We start from the raw sequence: 4,671 nt of genomic DNA on the forward strand, positions 1-4,671 counted from the left end.
AGTTTTTTCTAAATTCGTCCGCATGAGCGTCATTTTCATAAAATATTTTACTTTGTCAATAAGCTCACCCTTGATATATAATCAAGGGTTAATATTTATATATTACATTTACTTTTGCTCTTACTTCAAGCTCTCCTTGGGAAATTGGAGTATTAACTGCATCTTCTTTTAAATAAGTAAATGCATCTCTATATCCTCCAATTATAGAATAGTTTATATCTGACATTTCAACAACTTTATATGGCATTCCCAATTTAACTCCAAAAGTATCAGCAATCGCAGTACCTTTTTTTCTAGCCTTCTCCATAGCCATTTTTAAAGCATCTAGATAGTATTTTTCTTTATCTTCTACGCTGAAATTAATATTAGTTATTAGATTTGCACCAGCTTCAGAAGCTCTATCGATTATTTTACCAACATTGTCTATGTCTCTTATGGTAATTTGCACAACATTTCTAACCATGTATCCAGTTATAACACTTTTTCCTTTTTCTCTATCATATTCTTTTTTAGATGTAATGCTGTATTCTATAGTCTTTATATCATCATCTTTTATTTTGAAACTCTTGATTTCATTCATTATATTCACCATTTTATTTTTGTTCTCTATTTGTGCATCTTTACTGTTTTTACTAACAGTTTCAACTCCTATATTGATATAAGCTATGTCCGGTTTTACCTTAATTACTCCTTCTCCACTTACTGTAATTGTGTTTGTCAAATCTTCTTTCCCATCAGCTAATACATTGTCTGTAATTTGAGAAGTTGAACCTAAAACATAACCTCCAATCAAAACTAAAGCCAATAATGCACTTAATATAAAAGTTTTGTTTTTCACATTAATCCCTCCATTTTATTTTTTTAATATATTTTAATTGCCATCAGCTAACAGCTAACAATTAATGTTTTTTCTTATATAAAAAGTAAGCTATCATAAATAAGATAAATATTAAAATAATTATAGGCGATATGGTTATTAAAAATACAATCGTTTTTTCAAATAAATTAATTATATTATTTATTGTGGTGATGAAACCTTCTTTAGATTTTTCAAATATATTCTTATCCACATTTTTTATTCTCTTGTTTAAAGTTTCAACTTCGTTTAATCTCACATTAATAGTAGCTAAAGATACTAAATTATCCCATTTCTTCAGTGTACTTGTATTTTGATCTATTTCAGTCCTTACTCTTCTTAATTCATTTTCAATCATAAGTATATCTTCTACTTTTTCGGCTTTCCTTAAAATCTCTCTTAACCTCTCTTCTTGTATTTTTAAGTTTTTAACTCTATTTTCAATATCATAATATTGCTGTGTTACATCTCTTCCTGTTAAACTCTTTCTCTTTATAATCCCTAAACCGTCAATATACTTAATGGCATCTTCAAATTTATCGGATGGTATTCTAATTCTTAAATAACCTCTTTTTAGCGGCTCTTTTCGCTCTTTAAAATCGCTATTTTGATGCTCTACCTCTGAATCTTCTATGAAACCACCTAATGATTTTACATAATCTATTATCTCATTAAAAACTTTATCATAATCTTCTATATCTAATTCTATATAAGCCTCATTAATTATTTTTCTCTTTTCCAATTTATCCTGTTTTACATTTCCTTTATCCGTATTCATTCCATTAGAATCATTATAACTAGAAACTTTCGCTCTATCTAATTTAGGTTGACTTATTCTAGATCTTTTGGGCATTTGAGCATCTATAGCCGCCTCTTTTGTATAATACATCGAACTTTCTTCTATTTTAGAATTATTTGACGTAAAAATCGATATAGATATTATTACTACTAAAAATGTAGCAGCTATCATAGATAATATTTTAAACCTATTTTTGTAACTTCTTGGCTTTTCAACCTCTTTAAGTCTCGTCTTAAGTTTTTCATTAAAATCTTCAGGAAGCTCTATTTCTTCACAGTCTTTAGCATAATTAACAATGCTATTTATATTTTCGAATAATATCCTGCATTTATTACATTTTTTCAAATGCAATTCTAATTCATCTTTTTCTGCTTCATCTAACATATCATCTATATAGAAAGATATTTTTTCTTCAAAACTCTTACAATCCATCTTCTCCCTCCTTTCATTCTTTTTGACTTAATTTTATGTCTTTATGTTCCATTTCTTTTAATATAATTTCTCTTAAAGCAATTCTCCCTCTGCTTATCCTCGACTTAACAGTACCAAGTGAACAACCTAATATTTCTGAAATTTCATTATAACTAAATCCCTGTATGTCTCTCAATATTATAACCGTTCTATGTATATCGTCTAGTTTATCTATCGATTTTTTTACTAATTCTTTAGTCAGTTTCCTTTCTAACTCTATTTCAGGAGTATTCTCATAATCTGCAATTTCTATATTTATATCTCCTCTTTCGCTTTTGATAGCTTCATTAAGTGAATAGACCACTTTTTTACTTCTCATAAAATCAATCGAAGTATTAACTACAATTCTGTAAACCCATGTTGAAAAGCTAGATTTAAATTTAAATTCTCTTATAGATTTATAAATTTTGATAAATGCTTCTTGCACAACGTCCATAGCATCTTCAGAATTTTTTAACAGTCTGTAAGCTATATTGTATGCTCTTTTTTCATAGTCTTTAATCAGCTCTTCAAAGGCATCAACATCACCTTCTGAACTTTTTTTAATTAAAATATGTTCGGATTTTTCACAGACTCACCCCTTTCTGCTACTCTTACATAAAATAGACGAAAAATATAAAAAAAAGTTCCTAATAAATTAAAATTTAAAGAGCTTCTCATATAAAAGAAGCTCTCTAATATATTAATCCAATATATTAAATACCTTCTTATTTAAAATAATTTTTGTTCTATAATCATTCGTTATTAAATTGAATGATTTTTTAATTTTATCAAAAGGTATATATTTGATGTTTTCTACAGATATGACAGGTATCCTTTCAAAATTAATAAAAATATTACTTAAATTATCTATATTATCTTTATCTAATATGTTAAGCGGTACATATAATTCATTATCATATAAAGTACTCTCATAGACAAAGCCATTACATATTATCGCTGGTGTCTTAATTATTGTTAATTGTCTTCTAAATGTCGAAACATCTAACAGAAGTTTTGTATTCTCTTTTAAATAATTTAAATCAACATAAGGTATCCCCTGATAAAGTTTATATGGAATTATATCTCCATTTTTCAAACAATACTTTATTTTATCTTGTTCATATTGAATACCAATATCTAGATACTGGCTGATAGCTAACAAACTTATTTTTGGATTTGTAGTTATATCCAAGATTTGATTGGTTAGATATCTATTGTTGAGAAATACCGCATTCATGCTTAATTCAATTAATTCTAAATCTCTATTTATATCTAACTGTCCTCCTAAAAGCCTTTGTATATCTAATAAAGCTATATAGTATTTGTTATCTATATATATTGTATTGATGAATTTTCCCATTACACAAGCATATTTTTCATTGTATGCAATTGGTATATCGATATTTAGCCATTTTGCTAACTTATTTAAGTTTATATAATATGCTCCATCTATAATTTTTACATCATTAGTTATATATTTTTTATTTATAAAAAAAGCTAGATTACTTGAAAAAACTATCCTTTTATCTCTATTTAATTTTGTAATTTGTTCTAATCTTTTCTCTGATATTTCATTATACATATTCAATTCTTTTAATTTCTGTCTGATTAATTCTTTTATATTGCAAGCTTTATTATAATAATCTGGATAGATGATTAAAATCGGTTCTTCTCCATCTATATCACTAACTACTTCTATTAAATCATATTTTATATGAACAGGCGTACCTTTAGGCACTATATCAAATATTTCTTGAATGTCTCTTTCGTACATCCTAATACATCCGCCAGACGCAAAAGTACCTATCGAACTAGGAGCGCTGTTCCCATGTATACCATAATGAGCCTTAAACCCCATCCATCTGCTTCCTAATGGATTTTGGGGACTCCCTCCGGGTATATTCTTTCTAGCATAATAAGGATTTATAACTTTATTTATTATTTTAAATTCACCAATAGGGGTTTGAGTTTTTGATTTTCCTACAGCAACTGGATACTCTTTGATAATTATATCATTTTTATATAGAATTAATTTTTTAGAAGGTATGTTAATAACTATTTTATACTGACTTTCAATATTATCAGCATAAACGTTAATATTCAATATAAATAGCAGTATTGCTAATATTATAAATATCATCTTTTTCTGCAATACCTCTCCCTCCTTAATCTAAACCTCAATTTAATAATATTGATATTGTAAAATATTTATGCAATCGAGTAGGAGGTAGATGATTAATTCATCTACCGACCTCTCACACCACCGTACGTACCGTTCGGTATACGGCGGTTCATTAGGTTAAGTTCAAACTTGAACTCTGGCTTTCGCTATTGATGATGCCGAAGGTATACTACACGCTTCCTTCCTATCTTGGACTTCCAGTCCTACTTCAGTCGGAGAGCCTTCATATGAAGTTTTCTGTGGTCTTTGCATACCTCTCGAATCTTTCAATGCTACTTACCTCCCTAATGTTCGGTCCTTCCCTATCTATCCTAGGTTTTGATAGGTACTATGACCTCTGCTGACTTCTCAAGGTTCAGCTATACATCACTGCATAGGTTG

5 protein-coding genes are annotated in these 4,671 nt (G+C 28.2%); all 5 read right to left on the bottom strand.

Features of this window, described 5'->3' with window-relative positions:
• Nucleotides 1–88: 88 nt before the first annotated feature.
• The 5 genes from BUB51_RS12135 to BUB51_RS13215 all read right to left on the bottom strand — a co-directional run bounded on the left by BUB51_RS12135 (nt 89) and on the right by BUB51_RS13215 (nt 4,560).
• On the bottom strand, nt 89–838 hold the full coding sequence (locus BUB51_RS12135) for an SIMPL domain-containing protein (protein WP_073198055.1): 750 nt from the start codon (nt 836–838) through the stop codon (nt 89–91).
• Between the two features lie 61 nt (nt 839–899).
• Nucleotides 900–2,087, bottom strand: coding sequence for a DUF4349 domain-containing protein (locus BUB51_RS12140; protein WP_073198064.1), 1,188 nt, complete (start codon nt 2,085–2,087; stop codon nt 900–902).
• A gap of 13 nt (nt 2,088–2,100) precedes the next feature.
• The gene (locus BUB51_RS12145; protein ID WP_073198066.1) at nt 2,101–2,679 is read right to left on the bottom strand and encodes a sigma-70 family RNA polymerase sigma factor; all 579 of its coding nucleotides are present in this window, start codon (nt 2,677–2,679) and stop codon (nt 2,101–2,103) included.
• Between the two features lie 129 nt (nt 2,680–2,808).
• Nucleotides 2,809–4,260 (bottom strand): L,D-transpeptidase, encoded by a 1,452-nt coding sequence (locus tag BUB51_RS12150; protein WP_073198067.1) that lies wholly within the window; start codon nt 4,258–4,260, stop codon nt 2,809–2,811.
• Nucleotides 4,261–4,413: 153 nt separating this feature from the next.
• Nucleotides 4,414–4,560, bottom strand: a complete 147-nt coding sequence (locus BUB51_RS13215; protein ID WP_159430368.1) for a hypothetical protein — start codon at nt 4,558–4,560, stop codon at nt 4,414–4,416.
• Nucleotides 4,561–4,671: the final 111 nt, after the last annotated feature.

Source organism: Caloranaerobacter azorensis DSM 13643 (genome assembly GCF_900129995.1).
In the GTDB taxonomy this organism is placed as follows: Bacteria; Bacillota; Clostridia; order Tissierellales; family Thermohalobacteraceae; genus Caloranaerobacter; species Caloranaerobacter azorensis.

What these genes read in the sequence shown, in the direction of transcription:
- BUB51_RS12140 (WP_073198064.1), bottom strand. Translation starts at nt 2,087, where the DNA reads ATGGATTGTAAGAGTTTTGAAGAAAAAATATCTTTCTATATAGATGAT.